This is a genomic window from Luteolibacter sp. LG18, from assembly GCF_036322585.1.
In the GTDB taxonomy this organism is placed as follows: Bacteria; Verrucomicrobiota; Verrucomicrobiia; order Verrucomicrobiales; family Akkermansiaceae; genus Luteolibacter.
This window is the reverse complement of sequence record NZ_AP024600.1, coordinates 4,284,092-4,310,456: the sequence shown is the minus strand read 5'-3', so window position 1 is coordinate 4,310,456 and position 26,365 is coordinate 4,284,092. Positions and strand designations below refer to the sequence as shown.

Genomic DNA, 26,365 nt, shown 5'->3' with positions numbered 1-26,365 from the left:
CGGGACGCAGCAATGACAACCGGAAGGCACTTGGCGTAACGCATACCTAACCTAGAATCCCGGCCAACATCGTCCATGCCTACTTAGGAACAACTGGGATCACCGACCCTGCTTTTCATGATCCATTTTATCAATTATCCTAATTGCACTCCAGCCTTGCGGAGTCATTAGATTGGTTCCATACAATCCATTTTGATGAGGCGCGATAAAAATAGAGCGCAGCCTCAGGGACGTCATAGCACCGTTAGCGCTTTCAATATTACTCTCAATGAAAATATCATACAGTACTGACACCTGAAGCCGCTGAATGTGCCACCCATTCATCCCAGATCCTTCAAGAATTTTCGTATCGCCGCTCTTGATGCCAATAATTGATAAGACCCCATCAAAAGATTTGAACGTAGTTTTTTCTAAAACTATACGATTTTTGACGGACATTTCTTGCAGGGAACCGACCTTCAATATTTGAGGCAGCCCATTTTTTGTTGCTAGATTCTCAATAACTAGGTCTTGAGCAAATTTAATATTCCGCTGCTCTTCAGCATGCAGGTTGCAACTGAAAAAAGGAAGCAGAAGAATGAAAACCAACTTGGTGGCTCTAAGATTCATGGCACACAAATTCGGTCCGAAACCGGAACAAGGTTATCTACTTGTGATTTTCTATTAAAAGAGGGAGGTCCTTGTATTTTAACATCCTCCCCAGTTCGCAGTTATTTGCCTGTCTGATCCGCAGAGGAGACGTCTTCTCCACATTTGAGCACCATCTAGGCACCGAGGCAAACCACCAATTCCGAGAGCCGCCAATAAACAAAGCACGCCCGACTGGATTCGAACCAGTGACCCTCCGCTTAGAAGGCGGATGCTCTATCCAACTGAGCTACGGGCGCCCGATGCCGCAGGCTACCCAACCCGCCCGCCCCAAGTCAAACCAAGGGATTTCGATCTCGATTCATCCCCCACCCCCGGTTAGAACCCCGCCATGAACCCGCCGCCGCCACCGATGCCGCCGCACCCCTACATGATGCGGGACGCCGAGCATCTCAAGCTGCTGACCATCTTCCACTACGTGATGTCCGGCCTCTCCGTCATCGGCATCCTCTTCGGCGGGCTGTATGCCGCGATGGGATTGTTCATGGGCCGCGCGTTCGCGAAAATGCCCCCCGCCGCCCCGGGCTCGACCCACTCCGGCCCCCCGCCCCAGGAATTCATGTGGATCTTCGTCGCCTACGGCGCGGTCATCGGCTTCGTCTGCCTGGCCGCCGCCGTCTGCTACTTCTTCGGTGCCCGTAACCTCTCCGCCCGCCGCAACCGCACCTTCTGCATGGTCGTCGCCGGCCTGAGCTGCCTGGCCATGCCCCTCGGTACCGTCCTCGGCATCTTCACCATCATGGTGCTCTCCCGCGAAACCGTCGCCCGTCTCTTCGACGGCGAACAGGGCCTCCTCGCCCCCTCGTGAACGCCCGGCCACGGATCGGCCTTTGAAATTTTAATTCTCAAATTTCAAATTCCGCTCCCCTCTCCCGCTCACGGATCGAACGCATACCGCTTCCCCTCGACCCGCACGTTCGGTGGCACCCGGTCCGTTTCAAACCGGTCATAGCCCTCCTTCAGGTTCTTCCAGAACTCCTCCCACGGCTCCCCCGCCGCCGCAGCCATCCGCTCCGTCGTCATCCGGAACGGAAACGAATGCACCCGGATGAACGGCTGCCCGTGCGCCAGCGCGTCCGCGCACAGCGTGTAGATCTCCTCGATCTTCGGGTCCGTCATCGCGAAGCACCCGATCGATACCGCGTTCCCGTGCACCATCAGGAACGTGCCCGTCCGCCCATGGGCCTCGTCGTAGGCATTCGGAAACCCGATGTTGAAGGCGAGGTGGAACTGCGAGTCCGGCTTCATCCGCTCCGGCGTCACCACGTAGAATCCCTCCGGGGCCTGCCCGTCGCCCTCCTTCAGCTTCGGCCCGAGCTCGCCGGACATCGCCGCCACCGGCCAACTACGAAAGAACTCGTACTTCCGCGTCTCCCGCTTCCGGATCCATAGCTCCAGCAGCCGCTCCTCCTTGAAGATCCGGATGAACACCGGATCGCCCGCCCGCAGCCCTTTCGCCGCCAGCTCCAGCTTCAGCGCCGGCTTCACCCGCGCCGACGCCGCGGCCGCCCGTTCGGGCCCCGGTAGATCGGGCACCGCCGCTTCAGCCACAGTGGCGCTCTTCGGAACCCCGGGCATCGGGGACGGATTGGAGTTCTGGACGGACATTTCGGACTGGCGGGTTTCTGTCGACGCTCCTTCGGCGCGGGCGTCCTTCGGACGACAACCCACGATCCCGAACAAAGCCAGCAGTATCAGGCCACGGCGCATGCTCTCCGGGAACCCATGCACCCTTCCATCGCCTCGCGCAATGCCTCCGCGTCGCCCGCCTCGATTTCCACCAGCAGTGGATGCTTCGGCAACCCACAGGCCCGGCTCGCGATCACCGGCACTCCGGCCACCAGGGCCCGCAATGCCAACCGCGGCTCATGCTCGATCCACGCCGGCAGCACCAGCGCGGTGCACGATGGAATCTCCGCCACCGTTCCCGCCCGAAAACGGACATCCGCCAGCGGATCATGACTGCCCTCGCGAGCCCGGCCCAGCACCAGCAGCTCGCCCTCGATCTCCTTCATCGCCGCGGCAACTTCATGGATGCCTTTCCGGCCCAGCGCGGACGCCGGGAAAAACCATCGCGGTTCCCCGTCCTCGACACCACCCCGGTTCACCAGCTCCGGCATCTTCCAATCCAGCAGCAGCGCCCGCGAACCGAACCGCGCCGCGATCGCCCGGTGCGGCGTGACAAGCCGCGCCGCCGCCGCGAGCGCCTCGCTCTCCGCGTGGATCAGCTCCGGGTCGGCGCGGAAATCCGCCAGTGTGTCGGACTCCGGATGGCGCTCCGCCGCTTCATCCAGCCGGAATTGGAGCTCCGCCAGCGGCCAACGGTTCACCAGCACGTCGAACGTCCGGCCACCGAGATACCCCGCCCGCCACAGGTGCGGCAGCAGCGTTTGCGAGACCACCAGATGCCGCGCCTGCGGATCGATTCTCCGTCCCAGCGTCTCGGCCAACCGCCGCTGGGCCTCCAGTAAAAATTTCTGCCGCACCGCCCCCTGCGCCGGGAGTCGACGCTGCTGCCAGGATCGCCGCAGCGTCTCGATCGTCGCATGCTCGATCGCCGTGCCCGCCGGTGGTTTCCAAGTGTAGTTCGCCTTCTTCCAGCGATGCCCGTTGAGCGGCGTCAGCCAGCGGTCGCCGGGCTTCGAATGCCGCTGGCACCAGTCGTTGAACTCCGGCCACACGCCATCCAGCACCCACGCCGAATGCCCCGCCGCGGGCGTGTGCGCCTTGGTCGCGGAGGGATGCCGGAAACAGGTCGTCACCCCGCACGTCAGGCAATCGCCGTCCGCCGCCGCACGCACCGGCGATCCCACCGGCGCCACCTTCGAAACCTCCTCGCGGAAACCCGCTCCGGTCACCGCCCGGATGCCCACCACCAGGTCGGTCGCCGTCAACCGCACCTCCAGCCGCCAGGCAAACGGGGCTTTGAAACGAAGGTCGACGTAGTTCCAGAACACCGTCGCATCCCGCTCCGGTGGCACCGGAGTCCCGGGCAGCGTGCGGGAATGCTCATGCCGCTCCACCACCTCCAGGCCCGCCTCGAGCGCCGCCGCATGCAGCAGCCCGGAGAGCTGGCACAATCCGCCCCCCAGGTTCGGCACCAGGCACCCCGACCGCAGTTCGCGCCCGTGCGTGAACCCGCGCGCCCGGGTGGTCCGGCCAAGCTGTTTCCAAAAGCTGAACACCTCCCCTGCCGGAACCTCGATCCCGTGCAGTCGACGGCAGGCCGCCCGTAGGTTCTGCACCTTACCCGCCGTCAGCGGAAATTCCTCCGCCGTGAGCTGGGTCCACAGCGCGGCCTTGGCGTGCCCGATCTGCGGAGCCCCGCGCCATAGGCTGCCAGTCCCGTGCCTCGCCACCGGGTTCCCGCGCTCCGCCCACAAACGCCGGGCGATGAAGACGCGGGATTTCAAAAAGAACAGGGCGGACTCGACGCGGCTGGGAGCCTGGTGCTCCGCTTCGGGGTGAGGGTGCATGGGAACGGCCACACGAGGGCGACCAGGGAACATTACGTAGCCGATCCCCCCGCTTTGTCTGCAAGAATCCGTGTGGAAAGCCGCCCCTTGTTTGGAAGCATCACTTGCCGAACGCGCCGATCCCCTGCGTGACGATCGCGCTGCGCGGCGCCGGACGCAGGAAGCCCATGTCCGGCAGGTCGCCGTTCGGCTTGCGCGGCCGCAGCAGCTCCTTGTCATCGAGACTCACGAAATCCTTGTCGGTGAGCTTCAGCCCCGTCGTGAACGAGTTGCCGCTGGCCTGGCACTTCGACGCGTCGTATTTGAGGATGTCCCAGCGCGAGCCGTAGCTGAGGTTGTTCACCAGCTTGTGGCCGTAACCGTCCACGTCCGTCACCTCGTCGATGAGCCGGCACAGCATATTGTAGTTCACGCTGTTCCGGTAAGCCGAGTTGTTCAACCAATCGCCTCCGCCCGGTTGGTGGTTCGCATAGAAACCGGCTGCCTTGTTCCCGACCGCCACGCAGTTGCGGACGGTGTGCCGCGGGATCGTGCTGGGCAATTCACTGGCCGGCGTCTTGCCGAACCCGCCCGCCTTGAACCCGTTGCCATCGGCGCGCTTCTTCATGTCCGGCGTGAAGCCGTTGTAGAACGCCCAGCAGTTCTCGAACGTCACCGACTCGCGGGCGTTGATGCAGTCGAAACCGTCGTCGCTGTTGAACCACGCCCGGCAGCCGCGGAAGACATTGCCGGTGCTGCCCTTCGGCGGATGGCAGCCGAAACCATCCGAGTTTCCGCCCCTGCCGCCCTCGGAGGTGGAGTCCCAGTTGTTCCAGGCATCGCAGTTCAGGAACAGGTTGTTGGACCCTTCCACGCTGTAGATCCCGATCGCCTGGGTGTCATGCATCAGCAGGCGCTCGTAGATATTGTTGCTGCCATTGTTGTGGAAACAGATCGATTGGGTGTGATCGGTGATCGTCACCTGCACCCCGGTCACCTCCAGGCCCACCAACCGCAGCCACGACCCGGTCACCGAAAACACGCTCACCCGCTTGCCCGGCGGCTTCACGTCGGTGCAGTCGAACACCGGCTTTTCATCCCGGTAGGCGCGGTAGGTGATCGGCTTGTCCTTGGTCCCGCTCTTGTCCAGGAAGGTCAGCGAGGCATAGGGCCCCTTGCTCTTGGAAATGTCCGAGTTCTTCATCCGGTACGTCCCGCCCCGGATCTGCACCGTATCGCCCGGATTCGCCGCCTGCTGCGCCCGCTGCACCGTCGCGAACGGCTTCTCCAGCGACCCCGCCCCCGCGTCACTGCCCGCCGGAGCCACATACCAATCGGCGGCTTGGAGCAACCCGCACCCGGCAAGCAAAGCACCGGCAACGGACAACAAAGGGAAGGTTTTGTGTTTCATGCAATAATTCAGCGGTTGGGTAATCCTATACCACCTCCCCCCCGGCCATCTATCCCCCTTTCATCCCCCTCATATGAGGTAAAAAGCGGTTTTTTTGGACCTCCGCCCCACCCCATGTTAGGCCCGCCGCATGGAACCCGCGATCGGCATCATCGGAGGCAGCGGCCTCTACGAACTCGAAGGCTTCGACAAGGCCGAGGAACGCCAAATCGACACCCCCTTCGGCCCCCCGTCCGATGCCCTCGTCGGCGGCACCTTCGCCGGCCGCCACGTCTGGTTCCTCCCCCGCCACGGCCGTGGCCACCGCCTCCTGCCCCACGAAATCAACCACCGCGCCAACCTCTGGGCCCTCCGTAGCCTCAATGTCCGTTGGCTGATCTGCGTCACCGCCGTCGGCAGCCTGAAAGAGGAATACCGCCCCCGCGACGTGGTCCTCCCCGACCAGTATTTCGACCGCACCAGCCGCCGCGAGCACCACACCTTCTTCGGCAATGGCATCGCCGCCCACATCGCCTTCGCCGATCCCGTCAGCCACGGCCTGCGCGCCATCCTCCGGGAAACCGCCGCCGGAACCGGCTGCCGCGTCCACGATCGCGGCACCTACGTCAACATGGACGGCCCCGCCTTCTCCACCCGCGCCGAAAGCGAGGTGAACCGGAAGCTTGGCTTCCACGTCATCGGCATGACCAACCTCCCGGAGGCCAAGCTCGCCCGCGAGGCCGAGATCGCCCTCGCCACCCTCTGCATGGTGACCGACTACGATTGCTGGAAGACCGACGAGGACGCCGTGACCGCCGAAAGCGTGCTCTCCCACCTCCACGCCAACGTGGCCGCCGCCAAGCGGATCCTCGCCGCCGCCATCCCGCGGATCCCGACCGTGCCGGACTGGCCGGAACACACCGCCCTGGAAGGCTCGATCATGACCGCCCGCCACCTGTGGCCGGAGAAAACCGCCGCCGATCTGGCCCCGCTTCTCAGCCGCTTCCTCTGAAATCCAGTCACAAAACCGGGCGTGACATTGATCTCCCCAGCGGGGATAGTCCGGCTCTAGAACATGCGCTCCGAGTTCAACCGCCACATGAAACGGCTCTCCCTTTCCCTGACCCTCGTTCTCCTCAGTGCCGGCCTCGGAAGCTGCACCGTGGACAAGGCTGCCGACGCCGGCCGCTTCCCGAACGGCCCGGCCGCTCCGGTGAAGACCACGCGCAACACCGCCTACCAGACCCCGCCGGTGCAGGGTCCCGTCCGCCGCAATCCGGACATGAACCTGTCCTCGAACTTCCCGAAGGGCACCTCGATCAGCTACTCGCGCGTCAACGTGGCGGGCAAGTACATCGCCATCACCTTCGACGACGGCCCGCACGCCTCCAACACCCCGCGCCTGCTGGACATGCTCCGCGCGCGCAACATCAAGGCCACTTTCTTCTGCGTCGGCCAGAACGTGGCCGAGTATCCGCAGATCTGCCGCCAGATCGTCGCGGAAGGCCATGAGATCGCCAACCACAGTTGGAACCACCCGCTGCTCACCAAGCTCAGCGACGCCCAGTATCACGACCAGATCACCAAGACCCACGAGGCGATCATCCGCGCCACCGGCGTCACCCCGCACCTCCTCCGTCCGCCCTATGGCGCGCTGACCCAACGCCAGCGCGAGTGGGCCTACTCGGAATACGGTTATCCGACCGTCCTCTGGTCCGTCGACCCGTTCGACTGGAAGCGCCCCGGCGCCGCCGCGGTGACCTCCCGCATCCTTTCCGGCACCACGCCGGGCGGCATCATCCTGGCCCACGACATCCACGCCCAGACCATCGACGCGATGCCCGCCACGCTCGATACCCTGCTGTCCCGCGGCTACAAGTTCGTGACCGTTTCCCAGCTTCTGGCCATGCAACAGGCCGCTCCCGCTCCCGCACCGGCCCAGGCCCCCGCCGCTCCGGCTCCGGTCGCACCGGCCCCCTGAGGGCTCCATCCGCTGTTCCACCCCTCCCCCACGAGCTGCCCCACGATGTTCGGCGAGCGTTACTTCGCGACGCGCGAACGTCTGGTGGAAGTGATGCGGGGGATCGTGGATCTGGCCGCGGACACGCAGGCGGAAATCGGACCGGAACTGGCGTCCGATTCCGTCCAGACCGGACTCGCCGCCCCGTTCCTGTTCGTCGTCTGCGGCGAGGTCAACGCGGGCAAGTCGACCCTGATCAACGGCCTCTTCGGCAGTGACCTGTGCAAGGTCAACATCCTGCCCGAGACCGATAAGGTGCTGTGGTACCGCCACGGGGTTTTGGCCCGGGATGTCGAGGTCACACCGACCCTCGAGGAACGCTACCGGCCGATCGAGTTCCTGAAGGACTTCAACCTCGTCGACACCCCCGGCACGAATTCCGTGATGCGGGGCCACCAGAGCATCACCGAGCGCTTCCTGCCGGTCGCGGATCTGCTGCTCTTCGTCTTCCCGGTTTCCAACCCCTGGGGGGCCGCGACCTGGGATTTCCTCTCGAAGCTGGGTCCCGAGGCCCTCGACCGGGTGGCGTTCGTGATCCAACAGATCGACCAGCGCGATGCCTCGGACATCCCGGTGATCCTCGGCCACATGCGCGATCTCTCGATGAAGCGCATTGGCCACATCCCGCCGATGTTCGCCGTCTCCGGCAAGCTCGCGATCGAGGCCAAGAAGACCGAACCCTTCGGCCGCCAAGCCTGGCTGGCCTGCGGGTTCGCGGAGCTCGAGGACTTCATCTCCCGCAACGTCTGCCAATCGTCCCAGCGGCGAAAGCTGTTGGAAACCTGGCGCCGCCATTCCTCGGACGCCCTCGTGAAAATCGAGGACCGGATCGAGGAAACCACCCGCAATGTCGAACGCTGCGCACGCTTCCTCGCCGAGATAGAGCGCGAGATCGACTCGCTGCGCGAGCAATTCGTCATCCGCCTGCCACGCCACCTTTCCGGCGTGGCCGAAGTCTTCCAAAGCGAGGCCGTCTGGGTGGCCAAGCGCCTCGGCAGCCGCCTCAGCCCTTGGAACACGCTGATCCGTCTGTTCACCGGCGAACGCTCCGGCACCGAAACCGAAGGCCTTTTCGCCGAGCGCCTCCAAACCGCGGTCGAACACGTCGCCACCGAGGACGCCGCCGAAACCGTGAAGGCCTGCGAACGCCACTGGGAAAGCCTCAAGGAACGCGTCCACGCCGAAATGGGCATCATGCTGAAGGACGACTCCACCATCCAAGCGCCCTTGGAAAAAGCCTCGTCCAAGTTCGTGCGCCGCCTCGGCCGCGCCGCGCGTCTCGGCATCGGCAACCTCAAGGTACGGCACGGCCTCGACCAATCGGCCCGTGAACGCCTCACCTCGCTGAAGATCTTCACCGCGCTCACCCTGCTCTCGCTCACCGGCGCGGGTGTGTGCGGGATCTTCAAAATCCCTTGGGCCCCATGGGGATGCCTGCTGCTCGCCGCGGCCAGCTCGGCGATCTTCCTGATCTATGCCCGCACCAGCCAGCAGGATATCGTGAAGGCCTTCCGCGAACGCCTGTTGGATGCCTGCGGCACCTTCGCGAACGCCCTCCGCGGCGACTACGAGGAAGCGCTGCGTGTCTTCTTCCAAGACTACGCCGGCTGCCTCGAGGAAATCCGCCGCCACGTCGCGAACGACAAGCTCGCCCTTGAGCCGAGGCTACAACGCTGGAACGAACTCTTCCTTTCCCTCAAGGCGATCGAGCAGGATCTGTGATCTCCTACAACCCGCTTGGGACTTCTCCTTTTCGCGTCTCTGCTCAATGGGAGCTTACAAAAGTTCCCCCGCAATCAAGCGAAGGGATTCACACCCTTGACCCGCTGACGCACGAAATCGACGTTGGTCCAGCCTTGGGCCAAAGCCAGTTGTTTCACGCGATCCGTGCATAACAGATCCATTCCGCCGCGCGGCCAGTTGGAACACTTGAACACGTCCGCGCCCGACCATGTCTCGGGATCCAAATGCACCACCACCGCTTGACCAACCGGCAACATCGGCTGCCCGTTGTCGTCCATGGCGATCCCGCTGGCCTCGTAATCAATGCTGATGCCGACCTTCGCTTCGAGCACGTGGTAGGCGGGAGCAGGAACGGAGCGGAGCTTTTTGCTCTTGATGGGACCGAGCGGAATGGGCGTCACGCCTTCGAACTCCACTCCGAAATCGAGCAGGTCCTCGACAATCCTGTCGCTGAAAAATGCAAAAGGAGGCGGATTCCCGCAAAACATAATATCCGGCCACTTGGTCCCCGTCTCACCCAAGGAGATGCCCGGCGGCTTGTGGTTGACCTCCCAAAAATCCATGAAACTACGTTGGGTTACCAAATGGAGTCGGGGAAAAAAATCCATGCCTTCAAAGGGACCGTAGCCAGACGCCCAAGCGAAACCTTTTTGGCTCGCTTCACTGATGCTGTAAATCTTGGGGAAATTTTCAATCATGGCCCATCGAGCAGGCAATGACGCTCTTTCTGTCACGAGCGCATCAGAAATCCGCTCGCCTGCAATCCCAAGTTCCCCAACTCCCTCTTGGAACGCCCTGACTGTATCTCGCTCATTCGCTATCTCACGTGCATTCAACCGGTTCGAAGTCGACATTCGTCCATCCCTTCCGCTCCGCCAGGTCGACCACGTATTGGCTGCAATAGACATTCATCGGCATGTTGCCGTAGAAACTGAAAAGATGGGACCCGTCCCAAGAGGCTCTTTTGAACAACAGGGGCGGCCTCCTTTTCACATCCTCGGAGGTCCATATCGGTTTTCCATCCTCGCCAATTCGAATCCCCATCGCTTCATAAGCCGTCGCAATGCCGGGAGCCGCTTCAAGCACGAAATAACGGGGCGGCGGCAATTTTTGCAAGCGCTTGCCTTTGATTTCAACAATCGGCATCTCGGTCGCTCTGAGAATGGGGACCCCCGCCTCCTCGATATCCCGCAGCAAACGTTCACTGACAAAGTACCCCGGAGGTCCTCCGCCGCATCCAACGACATCGGACCACTCCCGGCCTCCGGAATCAAAAAACAATCCCGGAGGCCTCGGGTTCACTTGCCAAAATCTCTTTTTACTCTCCCAAAAGACTGGTGCCGCCTCAAAAAACGGCATGTTGGAAAGGGGGCCAAAACCAGCAACCCAAGGGTATTTACGGGGAGCAGCTTCCCAACAACCGATTCTATAAAAGTTCATCATTTTGATACATTGTTCACGGCGGCATCGTGATGGGAAATACTGCCCGGCACTCGACAATCTTTTCGATGAGCTCGGCCCGGGTAAAGCTCCTTCCTATATCAGATTCTGCTTTTTCCAGGGCTAGCCACCAAGTGTTATAGAGTCCTCCTCTGGCTCCCTTGTGCCACGCATCGTGATCCACCTTATGGACCCAGCGACGAATGGCGCTTACAAAAGTTCCCCCGCAATCAAGCGAAGGGATTCACACCCTTGACCCGCTGACGCACGAAATCGACGTTGGTCCAGCCTTGGGCCAGAGCCAGTTGTTTCACGCGCTCCGTGCATAACAGATCCATTCCACCACGCGGCCAGTTGGAACACTTGAACACGTCCGCGCCCGACCATGTCTCGGGATCCAAATGCACCACCACCGCTTGACCAACCGGCAACATCGGCTGCCCGTTGTCGTCCATGGCGATCCCGCTGGCCTCGTAATCAATGCTGATGCCGGGCTTCGCTTCGAGCACGTGATAGGCAGGAGCAGGAACGGACCGGAGCTTTTTACTCTTAATCGGACCGAGCGGAATGGGCGTCACGCCTTCGAACTCCACTCCGAAATCGAGCAGGTCCTTGACAATCCTGTCGCTGAAAAATGCAAAAGGAGGCGGATGACCACAAAACATGACATCCGGCCATTTGCTTCCCGTCTCACCCAAGGAGATACCTGCCGGGGTGGGATTGATCTCCCAAAAATCCATCCTTCGTTGATGAACATAAGGATGCAGGCGGGAAAGGAAATCCATGCCTTCGAAAGGCCCGTAACCAAATGCCCATGCGAAACCCTTTTGGTTCGCATCCTTGATGCTGTAAATCTTGGGAAAATTTTCAATCATGGCCACCGGTCATCCGACCCTAGGACAGGAACAGGGGTATTTTCGGCGTGGGATAAACCGAGGCACGCCGCGATAGCGGTAGGGAGGAAGAGGAGTCGTAGCGACACTGGGGGACAAAAAAGTCGCGCCTAGCAACTCTTTCGCCCCTGAGACGGCAAGTCAGAACCCGCTGTTCACCTGAATTTCATATGACTCTCACAAGCGCCCGCCGGGAGACCCTGCCAGCGGATTCAGATCCACCTATCCGACAGGGCCAAACGATGCGTGGACCCGTTACTGGTCAGGGGGCAAGACACGAAAAACCGTGGCCCGCGCGAGCGGACCACGGTTTGAGCATCGAATGGTATCCGATAAATCAGTTGCCTTCCGGGGGAGCCGGCGGCGGGCCGTCCGGACGACCGCCTTCGCCACCCGAGCCGCCGGGGCCACGGCCACCGCGACCACCTTGGCCGCCGGGGCCGCCTTGGCCACGACCGCCCATGCCGAGCATTTCACCGGCTTCGATGGCGGCCTTGCGCTCTTCCTCGCTGAGCTTGCCGTCCTTGTCCTTGTCGTAGGTGGCAAGGATGCGCTTCTGCTCTTCCTCGCGGGCGGTCTTGCGCTCCTCGTCGCTGAGCTTGCCGTCCTTGTCGGCATCGTACTTCTCAAGCAGGGCCTTTTCGTGGGCCTCGCGCTTGGCCTTCATGTCTTCCTGCATGGCCTTGCGCTCGTCGTCGCTCAGCTTGCCGTCGCCGTCCTTGTCATACTTCTTCAGAAGTTCCGGGGGCAGCGGGCGCTGGGCACCGCGCTCCGGGCGGGGTCCCTTGTCACCGCCGGGGGCGGGAGCGTCCTGGGCCATGGCAACCGCGCCGGCGCCGAGCAGGGCGGCCATCGCGAACAGAGTGGTCTTCGTTTTCATCGTGGTTTCGTTTTTTGGATTCTCGAAGCGGCGGGCGGGGCCGTTCATCTTCTGGAACCCTGCCCTCCGTGAAAGGTTGCACCGGAAAATCGTAATAAGTTGCCACCCACCCCCATTGGCGGTTTGGATGCCCCGGCAAATGGCCGACTCCACGCCACCACCCGCTCCATCCAAAGGCCGCACCTTCGTGCGGCGCGCCGCCAGCACCATCGGGCTCTGGGCCGTGGTCGGCGCGGCCTTCGCCAGCCGGTGGGCCTGGGCCTATTTCGCCCTGATCGCGGTGCTCGCGATCCTCTCGACCATCGAGTATTTCAACATGGTCCGGGCCGCCGGGGTGAAGTGTTTCCCACGTTTCGGCATCCTCCTTTCCATCGTCTACACCCTGGCGCTGGGCTGGTATTTCATCTTCCCGCAGCCCCCCGGCTCCTTCGGGGGCCGCGAACTGCCGGACGGCCTCGACACGCTGGCCATTTTCATCGCCACCGCAGGTGCCTTCACCCTCCAGCTCCGCTATTCGATCAAGGGCATCGAGGCCCTGCAGGCGGTCGCCTTGAACGTGCTGGGCTTCGTTTACGTCGCGGTGCTGTTCCACTTCGCCGCCCGCCTCGTGTTCGTGGTCCCGGGCGACGGCCAGGTGCCGGGCGCGGTGCTGTTGCTATGGGTGATCGCGGTCACCAAGTTCACCGACATGGGGGCCTATCTCACCGGCACGATGATCGGTCGCCACAAGATGATCCCCCATGTGAGCCCGGGCAAAACGTGGGAAGGCTTCGTCGGCGCGTTGTTCTTCGCCCAGCTCGCGGGATGCGGCCTCCACGCCCTGTGCCCGCACGACCTCGCCATCCTCGGCGGCTGGCCGCACGTGGTCGCGCTCGGCTTCATCCTGGCCCTGCTCGCGGTGGTGGGCGACCTCGCCGAAAGCGTGCTGAAGCGCAGCCTCAATGCCAAGGACTCCGGCCACATGCTGCCGGGCATCGGCGGCGCGCTCGACCTGATCGACAGCATCTGCTTCACCGCGCCCGCCTTGTTCTTCTACCTGAAATGGGTGCTCCACTGACCTGCATGTCCACCTCCCGCAAACGCGTCGTCCTCCTCGGTTCCACCGGCTCCATCGGCACCTCCACCTTGAAGGTCGCCCGCGAGCTGCCGGAGCGCATTGAAATCGTCGCCCTCGCCGCCGCCACCAACGTGGTGAAGCTCGCCGAGCAGGTCCGCGAGACCGGCGTGAAGGACGTGGCCCTGCACGATGCCACGAAAGAAGCCGAGCTGCGCGCGCTGCTGCCCGCCGATGTCCGCATCCACACCGGCGATGAAGGCCTGATCACGCTTGCCACCCTCTCCGGCGCCGATGTCGTCCTCATCGCCATCGTCGGCACCGCCGGCCTTCATCCCGCGCTCGCCGCGATCGAGGCGGGCAAGGACCTCGCGGTGGCCAGCAAGGAGATCCTGGTGATGGCCGGTGAAACGATCACCCACGCCGCCACCAAGGCCGGTGTCCACCTGCTGCCGGTCGATAGCGAGCACAACGCCATCTTCCAGTGCCTCGATGGCCACCGCGGCGGCGAAAAGGAAGTCTCGCGCCTCATTCTAACCGCTTCCGGCGGCCCTTTCCGCACCTGGCCGTCCAACCAGCTCGCCTCGGTCACCCCGGCGCAGGCCCTCAAGCACCCGACATGGGACATGGGCCCGAAAATCACCATCGATTCCGCCACGCTCTTCAACAAGGGCCTGGAGATGATCGAGGCCCGCTGGCTCTTCGGCATCGGCATGGAGCGCATCGACGTGGTGGTGCACCCGCAGAGCATCATCCATTCGATGGTCGAATTCGTGGATGGCTCGGTGCTGGCACAGCTCAGCCGCACCGACATGTGCTTCCCGATCCAATACGCCCTCACCTGGCCGGACCGTGTGCGTGGTGGATTGAAGCCGCTGGATTTCCCGGCGCTGGCGAAGCTCGAATTCGAGGCCCCGCGCAACGACGACTTCCCAGCTTTGGAACTCGCGCGCCGCGCCGGTCTAACCGGTGGCACCCTGCCCGCCGTTTACAATGCCGCCAACGAGGTGGCCGTGGATGCCTTCCGCGCGGGCAAGCTCCCCTTCCCCGGCATCTGGGAAACCGTGCGCCGGGTGATGGACGAGCACGTGGTGGACCACGAGGCAACGCTCGACGCCGTGATCGCCGCCGACCGCTGGGCCCGCACCGCTGCCTCGGACGCGATCAGCGCCGTCGGCGCAGCATGAGGCCGACACCCGCCAGCGCGAGACAGGCCGTTCCAGGCTCCGGAATGCCGGTGATCGTGAGGATGTCGTTCCGATAGAACGAGAGATCGGCGATGTAGGTGGCATCGCCGATGACCGCCGTGTTTGCCGGTTGGCCGCTGTAGGTCCCTACCGCGTTGAACATCCCCACCAGTTTCCAGGTGGAACCGTCCTTGTAGAACACCGCTCCACCGGAATCACCGACGGCCGCCTGCGCCTCGTGGGTGAGCCCCGGGTCATCGAAGGTGGTGACGAACGAACGCACCGTGCCGAAGCCCGCGTCCGCATCGACGCCAACGGCCTCCACCTGGTTCTCCCCCCAGCGGATCGTCTGGGTGCCGAGTTCCTTGAATCCGGCCGCGTTCGCGCCGGTGGAGTCCGGCAGTTCGGTCCAAACCCACGGGTCCGGGCCGGTGTCCACGTCCCAATAGGTCACTCCGGTCGCGCGATCCCGCCCATCCCCGATCAGGATCAGCGGATTGCCCACCGTCGGGGAGCTGGAACCAATGTCCAAGGTCGCCAGCCCCGGATCGGTGGAGAGCCGGAACAGGACAATGTCCGTGCTCACCGTCATGCCGCCGGTGCCGTGGTTGGTGAGTTGTTGGAACGTTCCGGCCTGGGTGGCGTAGTTGGTGCCTCCGAAGTTCACGGTCGCGGGCAGCGAACCGGCGACGTGGGCGGCGGTCATCACCCAACCATTGCCAAGATAGACCGCGGAGGCCCCGTTGACGGCGCCAACATTCGCGAAACCCGGATCGTCGGGCGGCGCGGATGTGTTTCCTGAACCGTCGCCGCTGGCGATCACGACCGCGGAGGCCCCCAGCGGAGCCAAAAACGACAGAACACCGGCAAGGGATGACCAGTGAAAAGGGTGTTTCATGATGGGGATCAGCACCGTTTCCCATAAAGAATCAAAGGAGGTGCCTCAAGACCTTTCCAACGGTTGACGGAAAAGCCCCCTTCCGCTCCCATCCGCGCATGCCGAAGCCGCGCTCCGGGTCTTCCCTTTCCTCCTCGTTCCGCTGGATCTCCGGCTATCTGATGCGTCACAAGGCGGTGTTCCTGCCCTCCGTGGTGGCGCTGCTGGTCACCGCCGCGCTTTCGCTGGCCTTTCCCTGGTTCCTGAAAGACCTGATCGGCAATCCCGTGGACGCGCTGCGCCAAGGCGTCGATCCCACGACCATCGTCGACAAGATCAACCACACGCTGAAATGGCTGATCGCCGCGCTGGCGCTCCAAGCCTTCATCGGATTCTTCCGTGTGCAGGGGTTCATCCGCTCCGGTGAATCCGCGCTCAATGACCTGCGCCGCGACATCTTCCGCCATCTGGTGCGCCTTCCCCTTTCCTACTTCCAAGAGCAACGTGCAGGTGCCCTGAGCAACCGAGTCTCCGCCGACCTCGGCGTGGTGCGGGACACGCTCCTCAACACCGTGCCCCAGTTCGCCCGACAGAGCGTCATTCTCATCGGCGGCCTGGTGGTCGTGTTCTACTCCTCGTGGAAGCTCTCGCTGGTGATGCTCGCCAGCGTGCCGGTGGTGGTGCTGGCGGTGGCCATCTTCGGGCGGAAGGTACGGAAGTATTCCCGCGATGCCCAGGACTCGCTGGCCGAGGCCGGCACGGTGATCGAGGAAACGGTGCAGGGCATCGCCGACGTGAAGGCCTTCACCAACGAGGAGTTCGAATCCCGTCGCTACGATCGCGCGCTCGATCATTTCCTCGATGTCACGCTACGTGGTGCCAAGGTGCGCGCGGCGTTCCTGTCGTTCATCGTGTTCGTGCTGTTCGGCACCATCGCGGGCGTCGCGTGGTTCGGCGCGCGGATGCTCGCGCAGGGCCAGATCAATTCGCAGGAGTTCGCGGCCTTCATTCTGTTCTCGGTCTTCGTGGGGGCCTCGCTGGGTTCGTTCCCGGAAATCATTTCCCAGCTCCAGCTCACCGCCGGTGCCACCGACCGCCTCCGCGAACTCACCGGCACGCCGCCGGAACGTGCCGGTGGCGAGACCACCGCCAGCATGGAGGGGGCGGTGGCCTTCCACCATGTGGCCTACCGCTACCCATCCCGCCCGGACGTTCAGGTGCTGAACGATCTGAGCTTCTCGGTGGAACCGGGCCAGCGCGTGGCCTTCGTAGGGCCCTCCGGAGCTGGCAAATCGACCATCTTCTCACTGTTGCTGAGTCTCAACGAGCCGGAGTCCGGCCAAGTGCTGTTCGACGGCCGCGATGCCGCCGGGATCTCGCTGGAATCGCTGCGCTCGAACCTGGCGATCGTGCCGCAGGAAGTGCTGCTGTTCGGCGGCTCGATCCGCGAGAACATCGAATACGGCCGCCCGGGCGCGACGCTGGAACAGATCCAGGCCGCGGCCAAGCAAGCGAACGCCCACGACTTCATCGCCGCCCTTCCGGAAGGTTACGACACTTTGGTGGGCCCGCGCGGCACCAAGCTCTCCGGCGGCCAGCGCCAGCGCCTCGCAATTGCCCGTGCCATCCTCGCCGATCCGAAGATCCTACTGTTGGATGAAGCCACCTCGGCCCTCGATGCCGAGAGCGAACGCCTCGTCAACGAGGCCTTGGAGCGCCTGATGACCGGTCGCACCAGCCTGGTGATCGCCCACCGCCTTTCCACCGTCCGCCACGCCGACCGCATTCTGGTGGTCAACCACGGCAAGATCGTGGAAAGCGGCACCCACGACGAGTTGATCGCCCACGGCGGCACCTACAAGCTGCTGGCGGAAACGCAGTTGGCGTGAGCCGATTTGGAGTGCGGCGAGCAATCGCCGCTTTGAGCGGAGGCGAGACATCGCCGGGTACAACACCTGCGTTCGCCAACCCTCTCCCTCGTTCCAGAACCATCTCATCTCTGGTTCATTCCCGGCCCGGCAGCCTGCTTCAAATCCCGTCGATTCTCTCCTGCACCCAAAACGGCGATTGCTCGCCGCACTCCAAATCCAGAGCCCGCAAGGCCCTTGCGATCTCCCACGCGAGAGGACTACCGCTTGGCATCCCCTTCAAGAACCGCATCAGGGGGGAATACCTCCACTGACGAAACCACTCTCCGCTTCCTCCCCATGAAGATGAGTGCCGCCGTCCCGATGACCGCCGCTCCGCTGACGATCCACGGGAACACCCAGCCCGCGCGATTGAAAAAGGTCCGGTCATCGCGCAGCCAGATGCTCCCGCGCAGGATCCCCGGCTCCATCAGCGGCAGCGACTTCACCCGCCTGCCGCGGGGATCGATGAACTGGGTCATGCCGGAAGTGGAGGCGATGGCGAACCAGCGGGCGTTTTCCGCAGCGCGGTGGCGGAACAACTCCGCGTGCTGGAGATGCTCGCGGGCCGACCAAGAGGCGGCGTCCATGCTGGGCACCACGAAACCCTCCGCGCCTGCGACCGTCATTCGACGTACCACCTCGGTGTAGTCGCAATCGAAACAGATCGGAGTCCCGAGATGGCCGAAGCGGGTCTTCACCGGCACGGCGGTTTTCCCCGGCTCGCCGTCGTCCATGAGGTGCACCGGCCGGTTCTTGGCGTGCCAGCCGAGCTCGCCGGACTCATCCATGGTGCGGGCCACGTTGTAATGCTTGGCAGCCGCCAGCGGCTTGACCGTGCCGAAGACCACCACCGAACGGGCATCGGCGGCGAGGGACTTCAACTTCGCCCATTCCGCCTGCTCCGGGCGGACCTCGTAAGGCGTGGAGTATTCCGGCCACAGGATCACGCCATCCTGGAATCCGGACGTGCGGGAAGCATCGTGATAGGACACGAAGTCGTTGTTCTCGTTCTGGACGGTGAGCACCGGCACCTCCTTCCCCGCCTCATAGACAGTGGTCGGAAACGGGCTCATGAGAAGCCCCAGCACCGCGAACCCCAGGCACCGCCACGGAGCCTTCCCCAACGCCCACCACGCCGCCACCAGCACCACGACGAAGCCTGCGCCATACACGCCGATCCACGGCGAAAGCCACGAGGGACCGAGCGCCAAGCCCGGAGTCATCCATGGAAAGCGCAGGTAGAACCACTCGCTGCGGAAATACTCGATGCCGGTCCACACCGCCGCGGCGTAGAGCGGCAACCACCGGGCACCACGGTGGCGCAGGCTGACCCACCCGATCAACCCGCCCGCCAACCCCGTGAACAAGGCGAGCATCAGCCACAGGGCGATCGAGATGGCGGAAAAGATATGCCAGAACCACGAGAGGCCGATGGCGTAAAGCACCAGTCCGTGGACCACTCCCAGCCGCGTGCCAGTCTTGAAGCCCGCGCCTCGGAGCGCAACGAACAGCAGGGGCCAAACCACCAGCACCAGCACCTTCCACGAAAACGGCGGAAACGCGAAGACCGCGATTCCGCCGGATAGGAAAGCGAGCAGGTAGCGGAGCTTGGTATTCATCTCTCCACCGGAACATGCCCTGTCCCGGTGGCTTTGTCGCTACCGATCTATACGGATTACACCTTCATCAACTCCGCTTCCTTGTGGGCGGTGTGGGAGTCGATCTCCTTCACATACTTGTTGGTGTATTCCTGGATCTCGGCTTCGAGGTCCTTTTGACCATCCTCGGTGAGGAGGTTGCTGGCCTTGAGCTTCTTGCCGGCGTCGATGCCTTCCTTGCGGGCGGCACGGATGCGGACCTTGGATTCCTCCGCGAGCTGCTTGACCAGCTTCACCATGTCGCGGCGGCGTTCCTCGGACAGTTCCGGGATCGGGATGCGGAGCGAGGTGCCGGCGGCGGCAGGGTTGAGACCCAGTTTCGACTCGCGGATGGCGCGCTCGATGTCCTGGGTGGTGGTGGGGTCGAAGGCCTTCACCTCCAGCATGCGGGCGTCCGGAGTGGTGATGATGGCGAGGCCCTTGAGCTTCATCACGCTATTGTAGGCGCGCACGAACACGTCGATGTTCTCGATCAGGGCCGGGGTGGCCTTGCCGGTGCGGACGGCGGAAAATTCGTGGAGGAGATACTCGACGGCCTTCTGCATGGCATCGTCGGTTTCGAGCAGGGTGTCTTCAGCGCTCATGGGAATAAGGAAGTGTGGTTGGGAGAAAAAGGGGCGGAGCGGCGGTTCAGCCGCCGTTGACCACCGTGCCGATCGGGTCGCCGAGCAGGGCTCGGGTGACATTGCCGGAAGGCGCCATGTCGAACACGATGATCGGAATGTGGTTGTCCATGCAGAGACTGAAGGCGGTGGCATCCATGACCTTCAACTGCTGGGAAAGGCACTCCTGGAAGGAGACGGTTTCGTAACGCTTGGCGTTCGGGTTCTTCTTCGGATCGGAGTCATAGACGCCGTCCACCATGGTCGCCTTGAAGATCACGTCGGCACGCATCTCGCTGGCGCGCAGGGCGGCGGTGGTGTCGGTGGAGAAGAACGGGCTGCCGGTGCCGGCGGCGAAGATGACGACGAAGCCGTCCTCAAGATGACGCTCGGCCTTGCGGCGGATGAACGGCTCGGCGACATTCTGCATCTCAATGGCGGACTGCACGATGCACTTCACTCCGTGGTGCTCCAGAGAGCTCTGGACGGCCAGCGCGTTCATCACGGTGGCGAGCATGCCCACGTAGTCGGCGGTGGCGCGGTCCATGCCGCGGGCGGAAGCCGAAGCACCGCGCCAGAAGTTGCCACCACCCACCACGACGCCGAGCTGGAGACCGCTCTTCACGGCGTCCCGGATCTCAAGCGCGATGCGGTCGACGATCTCGGGCGAGATGTTGTCCGTGGAGCCCGGTTCGCGCAGTGCCTCGCCGCTCAGTTTCAGGATGGCACGTTTGAACTTGGCGGGGGTTGGGGTGGTGTCGCTCATGCGGTTAGGCTCTCGCCGATCAAACCCAATCGCCCCACCCTTTGAAAAGTGAAATGACGGAAATTCAGTCCTCCTCGCCACCGGGCAGCTGGAACTTCGCCGTCAGGTCGCGCAGCGGCGCCTTGCCGCCCTCCGCGCCCTCGATCTGGATGGCGACCTCGAGCGGTGAGGTTTGGAGTTTTTGGTAGTCCTCCAGCGTCTTCCGGATCGCGACGATGGTCAGCTTCAGCACCTGCCGGGCGGTGAGATCGATTTCCGCGGGAATCGTCAGCCCCGAAACATCCAGCCGGACCCGCAGGCCCGCCCCGCCCTCGGAGAGTTCCGCCGCGATTCCGAGGCGGCAGAGCACCACCAGGTTCGCCTCGGGGACCTTGTAGTTCGGGTTGTTGGTCGGAACCTTGTGGGGCTGGTTGATCGCGTCCACCAGTGTTTCCGGAAACGAACCGGTCAAGACCATCGGCGTGGGCATCACGGTCGCCTGGAGCGCCTCGCCGATGTCCGTGATCACCTTGTCACCATCCGTGCCATGGAGACTGAGCGGCTGGAAGATCGGCACCATGTTGATGGTGGTGGCGAAGGCCGGGGTGGCCACCAGCAGGGCGCCGATCACGGAAAGAGTCCGTTTCATTCCGCCACCATGGGCGAGGAAGCAGGAAATGCCTAGGCGGAATCGGAGGGCCGACTGCACTCCATATCCAGACAAACAAAAACCCCGCCTGCCGGAGCAAGCGGGGTCTTCGAAATGGTTTCCCGGAAAACTTAGGCCTGGGCCTCGGTTTCCTCTTCCTCACCGGCTTCGACGGTGATGGTGAGGGTCGCGGTGACCTGCGGGTGGACGCGGACGGACACCTCGGTCTTGCCGGACTTCTTGACCGGCTTCTCGAGCTCGATCGCGTGGCGGTCGATCACGATGCCAGCGGCTTCGAGTTCCTTGTGGATGTCGATGTTCGTGACGGAACCGAACGCCTTGCCGCCCTGACCGGTGGAAAGGGTGAACTTCGGCTTGATCTTGGAAATCTTGTTGGCGAGTTCCTGGGCTTCGACCAGCTCGGCGGCTTCACGCTGCGCGCGGGCGGCCTTCAGGTTCTCGACGTGGCGGAGGTTCGACTTGTTCGCTTCGTAGGCCTTGCCTTGAGGAACGAGGAAGTTGCGGGCGTAACCGGCACGCACCTTGACGACATCGGCTTCGCTGCCGAGGCCTTCGATTTTTTCGCGGAGAATGACTTGAGCGTTGGCCATAATGAAGGACGTGGGTCGTTCGTGGGGGCGCGGAATTAGCCAGCGCAGCGTCTCTGGTCAAGGAGAATGCTATGGAAATGCAGAATTACTTAGTTTTTCTGAAGCATTTCCCGCCAAAATGGCCATTTCGTCGTAATAAATGCCTTCCCTGTGGTAGAACCTATTGAGATGCGCCCTTCGATCCTTTTTGCCGTTGTCCTGGCATTCGTCGTCCCCGTCCGGGCCCAGCAAACCGGGGCGCAGGACCGGATCTACACGGTGAAGGCGCTCGACCGCATCGCCCGACCGGTGTTGTCCGCGCTGGCAGCAGGAGAGCTGAAAAAGAACATGCCGCTCGGCCCCGGCGAGGAGGGCCGCCGCAAGTTCACCCATCTGGAGGCCTTTGGCCGCACGATGGTCGGGATTGCGCCGTGGCTGGCCCTGGGACCGGATTCCTCGCCGGAAGGTCGGCTGCGCTCCGAATACATCACGCTTTCCCGAAAAGCGCTGGTCAACGCCACCGACCCAGCTTCGCCGGATCGCCTCGATTTCTCCACGCCAAACCAGCCCCTGGTGGACACGGCGTTCCTGTCGCTGGCGCTGCTGCGTGCTCCCGACCAGCTCTGGAAGCCGCTGACGCCCCAGCAGCAGACCAACGTGATCGCCGCGCTGAAGGAAACCCGGAAGATCAAGCCGGGCGAGAGCAACTGGCTGCTGTTCTCCGCGCTGGTGGAGGCCGCGATCTGGCATTTCACCGGTGAATGCGAAATGCGCCCTATCACCTACGCGCTGGAAAAGCACCAGCAGTGGTATCTGGGCGATGGCACCTACGGCGACGGCCCCCAGCTCCACTGGGACTATTACAACAGCTATGTCATCCAGCCCGCGCTGATCGCTGTGCTGGAGGTCTGCAAGGAAAAGGGCGATCCGAACGCCCGGCTGCTGCCGGATACCGTGGGCCGGGCCCGGCGCTACGCGGAGGTGCAGGAGCGGATGATTTCCCCGGAGGGCACCTTCCCGGTGATCGGGCGGTCGAGCGCCTACCGGTTCGGGGCGTTCCAAGTGCTTTCGCTGATGGCCCTGCGGCATGAACTGCCGAAGGAAGTCTCTCCCGCCGCTGCCCGCTGTGCCCTCACCGCGGTAATCCGGAAAACGCTGGAAACCCCGGGCACCTTCGATGACAAGGGCTGGCTGCGGGTCGGAGCGGTCGGCTACCAGCCCGCGATTCGGGACGGCTACGTTTCCACCGGCAGCCTTTACATGTGTACCGCCGGGCTGCTGCACCTCGGCCTGCCGGCGAATGATCCGTTCTGGACCGCGCCCGCCGAGCCTTGGACGCAGAAGCGGATCTGGGCCGGGCAAGACGTTCCCGGGGATCATGCCTACTCCGATTCCAAGGAGAAGTAGTCGCTACCCGGCAACCACCAGCACATTCACCAAATGCCGGAACTCCTCCGCTGCGTCCGCCGGGCTGGCCGTGGTGGACTCCACCTCGAAACGAACCAGTTTGAGAAACCGCTGCCTCAACCGATGGATCGCCACGTGCACCGCATTGGCGGTCATCCCGAGCTCTTTGGCCACCTCCTCCACCGACCCCGGTGAACCGCCGTCCAACCACGGCTTGAGGCTCTCGAACTGCCGCAGCTTGTTCGCGGCGGAGGACTCCTGTGCCAAGTTCTCCACCGCCCGCCGGATCAAAGCCAGCGCCCAGTCCCGATCGAATGCCAGTTCCGCGGCGGATTCCCTCCATTCGCCAGCTGCGGCTTCATCGAGAGTCCCCGGCTCGATTCCCCCGCCCCGCTTCGCGGCCTGTTCACGGCCACGTTGTTTCAGCAGGAAATGCTTCACGGCTCCCAGCAAGTAGCTGCGGAAACGGCCCCGTGCGGGATCGGCCGCCGGGCCAAAGCTCTCACGCCGCAAGACATCCTCAAAGAACGCGTGCACGAGATCGTCCGCACCTTCCCTGCCGGCGGTCCACTGCGCGACAAAGACGCGCACCGGTTCATAGTAAATCGAACACAGCTCCGACAACGCCGCTCTCGCATCATCCCCGCGACCGTGGACGCGCTGGATCAACGTCCAACGGGTGGGATGAAAGGAACCAGTGGTCATGCGTTTCAAAGACCTCCTGCTCAACGGTCAATTCTCCAGTCCCCGTCCTCCAGAATCATTCGGACGTAGACGGACTGGCCATCCGACTCCCGCTTCATGGCGACGCGGACCGTGGTTGCACCCTCTGGGACTTCCGCGAGCAAGATTTGCCCGCGATCCACCTGTTTCATTCTCGCCACCGGATCCGGTTGTTGTTCGCGGGCTTTCGCCATCGTGGCTTTGGAGAAGGCCCTTTCGAATGCGCTCACATCGCCATTGCCCACAGCCCGGTAGAGCGAAGCGATGGAGGCGGACGGCGAGGAATAATCGTAAGGTGGAGGATCCATCCCTGCCGCCAATTCCGCGTCCGTCTTCTTTGCAGTCTCGGAGGTTTGCGTGAACCCCTCCCTGAAAGTCTTCACGTCCTTTTCCTTTGCCGCTTTGACCAAGGTCTTCAGGGTTTCGCGCGGGAAAGAGAAACCCTCGGCTATCTCTTCCAACTGGGGACCCGAAATCATCCGTCCGATCAAATCCGCCGGAAGCGCCGGAAGCGGGATCCAGCGGCAAAGCCCCAAAGCACCCAGGCCACAGACTACCGGAATCAGGCCGATGGAAAACCGGCTGCGTCCCGCCAAAGCAGACGATACCACGGCCAGAGCCCCCATCGCCAGATAAGGTGCCGCCATCTCCCTCCGGTCTTGAAACCATTCGTCCCGATCCAAATTCGAGGCATGCAGCCGACTTGAGATCGCGAAAGGCAGAGTGGCACGCAGGCGTTGATCAAAGATCTGGGCGATACTGAAAGACGACCGCATTTGGTTGGTCCCGGATGATGCTCCTAAAAGAGGAGCCAGTTCCAAAAGAGACGGATCATCCACGAAACCGGCCCTTAGCACCATCCCGTCGAAGGTCGGCTTGATTTTATCGAAATAAGGCCCGGCAGCCGTCCGCGCCGCCTCTTCGATCTCCTGCCGAACCTGCTCAGGGGGAAGTTCGGTTTTTCCAACCACCACCGAATAATCGCAGGGCTGGAAGCCACGTTCACTCCAGTGGCTCCGGAGGTGCCTGGTCAGGAGTTGTGCCGCCAACAGCAGCACCGTCGTCAGGAGCGCACTCACCCACCCGAGGCGGGAAACCCGCCCCCTCACGGCGGTCACCGCGGAGAGTATCCGTGTCATTCCATACACGCAGAAAAATGGAATCCACAGATACAACTCACGAGGCGCATTCCCCAGCCTGACATCCCCTTGAGGTCCGGTCCAAAACGCCCATCCCGTAGCCCGGCTGAACACCACGATGCTGAAAACGACGATCGGCAGCCAGACCACCGCGACATTCAGCCAGTTTCGGCCCTCCGAGGGCAGTTTACACCGCTTCATCAGATTCAGATTCCAAATCCCCCACACACAGCCGGAACCAAGGGCGAAGCCCGACAAGATGAACAGAAACCTGAGCACCGGATGATCTGCCAACAGGGAGTAATCCTCGCCGAAGAGCCCGAGCAGCTTCAGCCCGATCACCCGCGGATAACCGTCCGGCAATGCCATCAGCACCAACAAGGACGAGGCGATCCCTCCTACTACCAATCCCAGCGGCCAGGCGACCGCGGGAGGTAGCTTGGGAAGCCCGCTCGCCGTCGTTGCGGCAGTGGCGATCACCGGGCGCGCTGGGGACGCACTGTATCCCTCGACGCCGCTCTTCACCTCTCCGGCGCTTTGGTAACGGCGATCGCGCTCCTTTTCCAAGGCACGGAACACCACCTCGTCGAGCCTCGGATCGGAGTTCGACTTCTCGCTCGGTGCCGGAAAGCGGCCGAGCGGGAGGCCGCCGGTGAGCATTTCGTAAAACACCACGCCCAGGCTGTAGATGTCCGCCCGATGATCCACATCGTCCGGGTGTTCGATCTGCTCGGGAGCCATGTAGGCCGTGGAGCCGAGCGCCGCCCCGGTGAGAGTGAGCGAGACCTCGCGCGGATCGTCCCCGGCGAGGCGGGCGATGCCGAAGTCCGCGATCTTCACCCGCCCTTTCGCATCGAGCAGGATGTTCTCCGGCTTGATGTCGCGGTGGTGGACTCCGTGGTCATGGGCGAACTGGAGAGCGGCGCAGAGGTCAGGAATCAGATCCAAGGCCCGCTCCGGGGTGAAACGGGCCGCCGACATCGCCTGACGGAGGTTCACCCCGTCCACATACTCCATCAGCAGGTAGTAGTAGCCCCCGCTGTCCCCAAAGTCGTGGACCGCGACGAGATTGGGATGGGTCAGCTTGGCGAGGGTGCGGGCCTCGCGGATGAAGCGCTCGGCGAACCCCGGATCCTCCGCCAGCCCGGGGGCCAGGATCTTGAGCGCCACGAGGCGGTCGAGGTGCGGCTGGCGGGCTTTGTAAACGATCCCCATGCCTCCCTGGCCGATATAGTCCAGAATCTCAAGCTGCGGGAAAGCGGCCTGGAGCTCCTCCACCGAGGGCCCGCTGGGAACCGGGACGGAGGCGAAGGCCGCCCGCATGACGCAGGCGGGGCAAAGGCCCGCAGGGGCGT

General features: G+C 63.2%; 24 protein-coding genes and 1 tRNA gene. 8 read left to right on the top strand and 17 right to left on the bottom strand.

Annotation, left to right across the window (positions count from 1 at the left end; all coding sequences use genetic code 11):
• Window positions 1-99: 99 nt before the first annotated feature.
• Both llg_RS16960 and llg_RS16955 read right to left on the bottom strand, forming a co-directional pair.
• Entirely contained in the window at window positions 100-609 is a 510-nt protein-coding gene (locus llg_RS16960) for a hypothetical protein (protein ID WP_338285942.1), read from the bottom strand.
• A gap of 204 nt (window positions 610-813) precedes the next feature.
• A tRNA-Arg gene (locus llg_RS16955) sits at window positions 814-887 on the bottom strand.
• A 92-nt stretch (window positions 888-979) separates the two neighbouring features.
• Between llg_RS16955 and llg_RS16950 the strand changes: the two genes are divergently transcribed.
• Window positions 980-1,456 (top strand): hypothetical protein, encoded by a 477-nt coding sequence (locus llg_RS16950; RefSeq protein WP_338285941.1) that lies wholly within the window; start codon window positions 980-982, stop codon window positions 1,454-1,456.
• A 68-nt stretch (window positions 1,457-1,524) separates the two neighbouring features.
• Here llg_RS16950 and llg_RS16945 read toward each other — a convergent pair whose 3' ends face one another.
• From llg_RS16945 to llg_RS16935, 3 genes are all read right to left on the bottom strand, one after another.
• On the bottom strand, window positions 1,525-2,358 hold the full coding sequence (locus llg_RS16945; protein WP_338285940.1) for a murein L,D-transpeptidase family protein: 834 nt from the start codon (window positions 2,356-2,358) through the stop codon (window positions 1,525-1,527).
• Window positions 2,343-4,124 (bottom strand): VanW family protein, encoded by a 1,782-nt coding sequence (locus llg_RS16940; RefSeq protein WP_338285939.1) that lies wholly within the window; start codon window positions 4,122-4,124, stop codon window positions 2,343-2,345. Before llg_RS16940 ends, llg_RS16945 begins: the two co-directional genes overlap by 16 nt.
• A gap of 100 nt (window positions 4,125-4,224) precedes the next feature.
• Window positions 4,225-5,514, bottom strand: coding sequence for a DUF4990 domain-containing protein (locus llg_RS16935; protein WP_338285938.1), 1,290 nt, complete (start codon window positions 5,512-5,514; stop codon window positions 4,225-4,227).
• A gap of 130 nt (window positions 5,515-5,644) precedes the next feature.
• Between llg_RS16935 and mtnP the strand changes: the two genes are divergently transcribed.
• From mtnP to llg_RS16920, 3 genes are all read left to right on the top strand, one after another.
• Window positions 5,645-6,505, top strand: coding sequence for an S-methyl-5'-thioadenosine phosphorylase (gene mtnP, locus llg_RS16930; protein WP_338285937.1), 861 nt, complete (start codon window positions 5,645-5,647; stop codon window positions 6,503-6,505).
• 87 nt (window positions 6,506-6,592) lie between these two features.
• A complete protein-coding gene (locus llg_RS16925; protein ID WP_338285936.1) occupies window positions 6,593-7,474 on the top strand; it encodes a polysaccharide deacetylase family protein in 882 nt (293 codons plus the stop codon).
• Window positions 7,475-7,519: 45 nt separating this feature from the next.
• The gene (locus tag llg_RS16920) at window positions 7,520-9,235 is read left to right on the top strand and encodes a dynamin family protein (protein ID WP_338285935.1); all 1,716 of its coding nucleotides are present in this window, start codon (window positions 7,520-7,522) and stop codon (window positions 9,233-9,235) included.
• A 74-nt stretch (window positions 9,236-9,309) separates the two neighbouring features.
• Here llg_RS16920 and llg_RS16915 read toward each other — a convergent pair whose 3' ends face one another.
• From llg_RS16915 to llg_RS16900, 4 genes are all read right to left on the bottom strand, one after another.
• The gene (locus tag llg_RS16915) at window positions 9,310-9,954 is read right to left on the bottom strand and encodes a hypothetical protein (protein WP_338285933.1); all 645 of its coding nucleotides are present in this window, start codon (window positions 9,952-9,954) and stop codon (window positions 9,310-9,312) included.
• A 124-nt stretch (window positions 9,955-10,078) separates the two neighbouring features.
• On the bottom strand, window positions 10,079-10,699 hold the full coding sequence (locus llg_RS16910) for a hypothetical protein (protein ID WP_338285931.1): 621 nt from the start codon (window positions 10,697-10,699) through the stop codon (window positions 10,079-10,081).
• A 227-nt stretch (window positions 10,700-10,926) separates the two neighbouring features.
• Window positions 10,927-11,571, bottom strand: coding sequence for a hypothetical protein (locus llg_RS16905; protein ID WP_338285930.1), 645 nt, complete (start codon window positions 11,569-11,571; stop codon window positions 10,927-10,929).
• A 355-nt stretch (window positions 11,572-11,926) separates the two neighbouring features.
• A complete protein-coding gene (locus llg_RS16900) occupies window positions 11,927-12,469 on the bottom strand; it encodes a hypothetical protein (protein WP_338285928.1) in 543 nt (180 codons plus the stop codon).
• 139 nt (window positions 12,470-12,608) lie between these two features.
• Here llg_RS16900 and llg_RS16895 point away from each other — a divergent pair, with 139 nt between their 5' ends.
• Together llg_RS16895 and llg_RS16890 are read left to right on the top strand one after the other, a co-directional pair.
• Complete coding sequence (locus llg_RS16895; RefSeq protein ID WP_338285927.1) at window positions 12,609-13,526, top strand: CDP-archaeol synthase; 918 nt, start codon at window positions 12,609-12,611, stop codon at window positions 13,524-13,526.
• Between the two features lie 5 nt (window positions 13,527-13,531).
• Window positions 13,532-14,710, top strand: a complete 1,179-nt coding sequence (locus llg_RS16890) for a 1-deoxy-D-xylulose-5-phosphate reductoisomerase (protein ID WP_338285926.1) — start codon at window positions 13,532-13,534, stop codon at window positions 14,708-14,710.
• Here llg_RS16890 and llg_RS16885 read toward each other — a convergent pair.
• Window positions 14,688-15,608, bottom strand: coding sequence for a trypsin-like peptidase domain-containing protein (locus llg_RS16885; protein WP_338285925.1), 921 nt, complete (start codon window positions 15,606-15,608; stop codon window positions 14,688-14,690). The two genes, llg_RS16890 and llg_RS16885, sit on opposite strands and share 23 nt — an antisense overlap.
• Window positions 15,609-15,706: 98 nt before the next feature.
• Between llg_RS16885 and llg_RS16880 the strand changes: the two genes are divergently transcribed.
• The gene (locus tag llg_RS16880; RefSeq protein ID WP_338285924.1) at window positions 15,707-17,476 is read left to right on the top strand and encodes an ABC transporter transmembrane domain-containing protein; all 1,770 of its coding nucleotides are present in this window, start codon (window positions 15,707-15,709) and stop codon (window positions 17,474-17,476) included.
• 239 nt (window positions 17,477-17,715) lie between these two features.
• Here llg_RS16880 and llg_RS16875 read toward each other — a convergent pair whose 3' ends face one another.
• The 5 genes from llg_RS16875 to rplI form a co-directional block, all read right to left on the bottom strand.
• Window positions 17,716-19,116 (bottom strand): nitrilase-related carbon-nitrogen hydrolase, encoded by a 1,401-nt coding sequence (locus llg_RS16875; protein WP_338285923.1) that lies wholly within the window; start codon window positions 19,114-19,116, stop codon window positions 17,716-17,718.
• A 56-nt stretch (window positions 19,117-19,172) separates the two neighbouring features.
• Window positions 19,173-19,739, bottom strand: a complete 567-nt coding sequence (frr, locus tag llg_RS16870; protein ID WP_338285922.1) for a ribosome recycling factor — start codon at window positions 19,737-19,739, stop codon at window positions 19,173-19,175.
• 46 nt (window positions 19,740-19,785) lie between these two features.
• Window positions 19,786-20,523, bottom strand: coding sequence for a UMP kinase (gene pyrH, locus llg_RS16865; protein ID WP_338285921.1), 738 nt, complete (start codon window positions 20,521-20,523; stop codon window positions 19,786-19,788).
• Between the two features lie 64 nt (window positions 20,524-20,587).
• Window positions 20,588-21,151 (bottom strand): hypothetical protein, encoded by a 564-nt coding sequence (locus tag llg_RS16860; protein WP_338285920.1) that lies wholly within the window; start codon window positions 21,149-21,151, stop codon window positions 20,588-20,590.
• Window positions 21,152-21,282: 131 nt separating this feature from the next.
• Complete coding sequence (gene rplI / locus llg_RS16855; RefSeq protein ID WP_338285919.1) at window positions 21,283-21,762, bottom strand: 50S ribosomal protein L9; 480 nt, start codon at window positions 21,760-21,762, stop codon at window positions 21,283-21,285.
• 168 nt (window positions 21,763-21,930) lie between these two features.
• Here rplI and llg_RS16850 point away from each other — a divergent pair, with 168 nt between their 5' ends.
• On the top strand, window positions 21,931-23,148 hold the full coding sequence (locus tag llg_RS16850; RefSeq protein WP_338285917.1) for a DUF2264 domain-containing protein: 1,218 nt from the start codon (window positions 21,931-21,933) through the stop codon (window positions 23,146-23,148).
• A gap of 3 nt (window positions 23,149-23,151) precedes the next feature.
• Here llg_RS16850 and llg_RS16845 read toward each other — a convergent pair whose 3' ends face one another.
• Entirely contained in the window at window positions 23,152-23,853 is a 702-nt protein-coding gene (locus llg_RS16845) for a sigma-70 family RNA polymerase sigma factor (RefSeq protein WP_338285916.1), read from the bottom strand.
• Window positions 23,854-23,873: 20 nt separating this feature from the next.
• Window positions 23,874-26,333: a serine/threonine-protein kinase gene (locus llg_RS16840; RefSeq protein ID WP_338285915.1), complete on the bottom strand. Its 2,460-nt coding sequence runs from the start codon at window positions 26,331-26,333 to the stop codon at window positions 23,874-23,876.
• Between the last annotated feature and the right edge of the window lie 32 nt (window positions 26,334-26,365).

Excerpts from the sequence above, each read along its gene's own strand:
- llg_RS16920 (WP_338285935.1), top strand. The coding sequence starts at position 7,520 with ATGTTCGGCGAGCGTTACTTCGCGACGCGCGAACGTCTGGTGGAAGTG.
- llg_RS16885 (WP_338285925.1), bottom strand. The coding sequence starts at position 15,608 with ATGAAACACCCTTTTCACTGGTCATCCCTTGCCGGTGTTCTGTCGTTT.
- llg_RS16915 (WP_338285933.1), bottom strand. The coding sequence starts at position 9,954 with ATGATTGAAAATTTCCCCAAGATTTACAGCATCAGTGAAGCGAGCCAA.
- pyrH (WP_338285921.1), bottom strand. The coding sequence starts at position 20,523 with ATGAGCGACACCACCCCAACCCCCGCCAAGTTCAAACGTGCCATCCTG.
- llg_RS16850 (WP_338285917.1), top strand. The coding sequence starts at position 21,931 with ATGCGCCCTTCGATCCTTTTTGCCGTTGTCCTGGCATTCGTCGTCCCC.
- llg_RS16905 (WP_338285930.1), bottom strand. The coding sequence starts at position 11,571 with ATGATTGAAAATTTTCCCAAGATTTACAGCATCAAGGATGCGAACCAA.
- rplI (WP_338285919.1), bottom strand. The coding sequence starts at position 21,762 with ATGGCCAACGCTCAAGTCATTCTCCGCGAAAAAATCGAAGGCCTCGGC.
- llg_RS16845 (WP_338285916.1), bottom strand. The coding sequence starts at position 23,853 with ATGACCACTGGTTCCTTTCATCCCACCCGTTGGACGTTGATCCAGCGC.
- llg_RS16925 (WP_338285936.1), top strand. The coding sequence starts at position 6,593 with ATGAAACGGCTCTCCCTTTCCCTGACCCTCGTTCTCCTCAGTGCCGGC.
- llg_RS16900 (WP_338285928.1), bottom strand. The coding sequence starts at position 12,469 with ATGAAAACGAAGACCACTCTGTTCGCGATGGCCGCCCTGCTCGGCGCC.
- frr (WP_338285922.1), bottom strand. The coding sequence starts at position 19,739 with ATGAGCGCTGAAGACACCCTGCTCGAAACCGACGATGCCATGCAGAAG.
- llg_RS16880 (WP_338285924.1), top strand. The coding sequence starts at position 15,707 with ATGCCGAAGCCGCGCTCCGGGTCTTCCCTTTCCTCCTCGTTCCGCTGG.
- llg_RS16935 (WP_338285938.1), bottom strand. The coding sequence starts at position 5,514 with ATGAAACACAAAACCTTCCCTTTGTTGTCCGTTGCCGGTGCTTTGCTT.
- mtnP (WP_338285937.1), top strand. The coding sequence starts at position 5,645 with ATGGAACCCGCGATCGGCATCATCGGAGGCAGCGGCCTCTACGAACTC.
- llg_RS16840 (WP_338285915.1), bottom strand. The coding sequence starts at position 26,333 with ATGCGGGCGGCCTTCGCCTCCGTCCCGGTTCCCAGCGGGCCCTCGGTG.
- llg_RS16940 (WP_338285939.1), bottom strand. The coding sequence starts at position 4,124 with ATGCACCCTCACCCCGAAGCGGAGCACCAGGCTCCCAGCCGCGTCGAG.
- llg_RS16895 (WP_338285927.1), top strand. The coding sequence starts at position 12,609 with ATGGCCGACTCCACGCCACCACCCGCTCCATCCAAAGGCCGCACCTTC.
- llg_RS16945 (WP_338285940.1), bottom strand. The coding sequence starts at position 2,358 with ATGCGCCGTGGCCTGATACTGCTGGCTTTGTTCGGGATCGTGGGTTGT.
- llg_RS16910 (WP_338285931.1), bottom strand. The coding sequence starts at position 10,699 with ATGATGAACTTTTATAGAATCGGTTGTTGGGAAGCTGCTCCCCGTAAA.
- llg_RS16875 (WP_338285923.1), bottom strand. The coding sequence starts at position 19,116 with ATGAATACCAAGCTCCGCTACCTGCTCGCTTTCCTATCCGGCGGAATC.
- llg_RS16950 (WP_338285941.1), top strand. The coding sequence starts at position 980 with ATGAACCCGCCGCCGCCACCGATGCCGCCGCACCCCTACATGATGCGG.
- llg_RS16890 (WP_338285926.1), top strand. The coding sequence starts at position 13,532 with ATGTCCACCTCCCGCAAACGCGTCGTCCTCCTCGGTTCCACCGGCTCC.
- llg_RS16860 (WP_338285920.1), bottom strand. The coding sequence starts at position 21,151 with ATGAAACGGACTCTTTCCGTGATCGGCGCCCTGCTGGTGGCCACCCCG.
- llg_RS16960 (WP_338285942.1), bottom strand. The coding sequence starts at position 609 with ATGAATCTTAGAGCCACCAAGTTGGTTTTCATTCTTCTGCTTCCTTTT.